The 2,130-nt window shown below is 70.4% G+C and carries 1 pseudogene; it reads left to right on the top strand.

The window, feature by feature from the left end:
- Nucleotides 1–37: 37 nt before the first annotated feature.
- Nucleotides 38–2,130 (top strand): annotated as a pseudogene (locus JNW89_RS37210) (glycoside hydrolase family 9 protein); the annotation flags it as partial.

Raw genomic sequence — 2,130 nt, 5'->3', positions numbered from 1 at the left:
CGCCTTCAACTACGGTGCGGTCCCCGCCGGCACGGACGTGCGGATCGGAAGCCTCGCCGCCGCGCCCGCCTTCAATTACGGCGCGGTCCCGGCCGGCACGGACGTGCGGATCGGAAGCCTCGCCGCCGCGCCCGCCTTCAATTACTCAGAGGCGTTGCAGAAGTCGCTGTTCTTCTACGAGGCGCAGCAGTCCGGGAAGAAGCCGTCCTGGAACCGGGTCTCCTGGCGCGGCGACTCCGCCCTCACCGACGGCGCCGACGTCGGCCTGGACCTCACCGGCGGTTGGTACGACGCGGGCGACCACGTGAAGTTCGGCTTCCCGATGGCGTTCAGCGCCACCATGCTCGCCTGGGGCGCGGTCGAGTACCGCGACGGCTACGTCGCCTCCGGTCAGCTCCCGCACCTGCTGAACAACCTGCGTTTCGTCAACGACTGGTTCGTCAAGGCCCATCCCGCGCCGAACGTCCTCTACGGACAGGTCGGCAAGGGCGACGACGACCACAAGTGGTGGGGTCCGGCCGAGGTGCTGCCGATGGCGCGGCCCGCGTACAAGATCGATGCGAGCTGTGGCGGCGCGGACCTGGCGGGGGAGACGGCGGCCGCGATGGCCGCGTCGTCGATGGTGTTCCGGCCCACCGACGCCGCCTACGCCGACAAGCTGCTCGGCCACGCGAAGCAGCTCTACACGTTCGCCGACACGGTGCGGAAGAGCTACCACGAGTGCATCACCGACGCGACCAGCTTCTACCGCTCCTGGAGCGGCTGGCAGGACGAGCTGGTGTGGGCCGCGATCTGGTTGCACCGGGCCACCGGCGACCCCGCCTACCTGGCCAAGGCCGAGAGCGAGTACGACCGGCTCGGCACCGAGAACCAGAGCACCACCCGCTCCTACAAGTGGACCATCGCCTGGGACAACAAGCAGTTCGGCGCGTACGTGCTGCTGGCCAACCTGACCGGCAAGCAGAAGTACGTCGACGACGCAACCGCTGGCTGGACTACTGGACGGTCGGCGTGAACGGGCAGCGGGTGCCCTACTCGCCCGGCGGGATGGCGGTGCTCGACTCCTGGGGCGCGCTGCGCTACGCCGCCAACACCGCGTTCGCCGCGCTGGTCTACAGCGACCGGACCACCGACGCGACCCGCAAGGCGCGCTACCACGACTTCGCCGTCCGGCAGATCAACTACGCGCTGGGCGACAACCCGCGCAGCTCCAGCTACGTCATCGGGTTCGGCGCCAATTCACCGCGGAACCCGCACCACCGCACCGCCCACGGCTCCTGGTGGGACAGCCAGACGGTGCCCACCGAGACCCGGCACGTGCTCTACGGCGCGCTGGTCGGCGGCCCGTCGTCGGCCAACGACGCCTACACCGACAGCCGGTCGGACTACGTGATGAACGAGGTCGCCACCGATTACAACGCTGGTTTCACCTCCGCGCTGGCCCGGCTCGCCAAGGAGTACGGCGGCAGCCCGCTCGCTGGCTTCCCGGTCGCCGAACAACCCGACCTGGACGAGCTGACCGTGGAGACCACGGTGATGCAGGCCGAGCCGCGCGCCACCGGGCTGAAGGCGATCGTCTACAACAAATCGGCGTTCCCGGCCCGCGCGCTGACCACCGCCAAGTTCCGCTACTACTTCCGACCCGACGGCACCGGCGGCGTGCAGGTCACCCCCGGCTACACCCAGGGCTGCCCGGCACCGGCCACCGCGAAGCAGTTCGCCGGCGACATCTGGTACGTCGAGGTCGACTGCACCGGGTACACCATCGCCCCGGCCGGGCAGTCGCAGCACCGGATGGAGGTCCAGTTCAAGATCGGCGTACCGGAGGGTGGCACCTGGGACCCGACGAACGACCCGTCGTACCAGCCGACCGCCGGGCCGAACCGGAAGGTGCCGCTCTACTCCGCCGGCACCCGGGTCTGGGGTGAGGAACCCGGACCGGCCACCCCCGGACACCACCGCGCCGACCACCCCCGGCACCCCGGTCGCCTCGGCGGTCACCTCGACCGGCCTCACCCTGACCTGGCCCGCCGCCACCGACAGCGGCGGCAGCGGCCTGGCCGGCTACGAGGTCACCCAGGCGCAGGTGGGCAGCGACGCGCTGGTCCTGCTCACCTCGACCACCAACAC

This window comes from Micromonospora sp. 4G55, from assembly GCF_016803375.1.
This window is presented reverse-complemented; position numbering and strand designations above follow the sequence as displayed.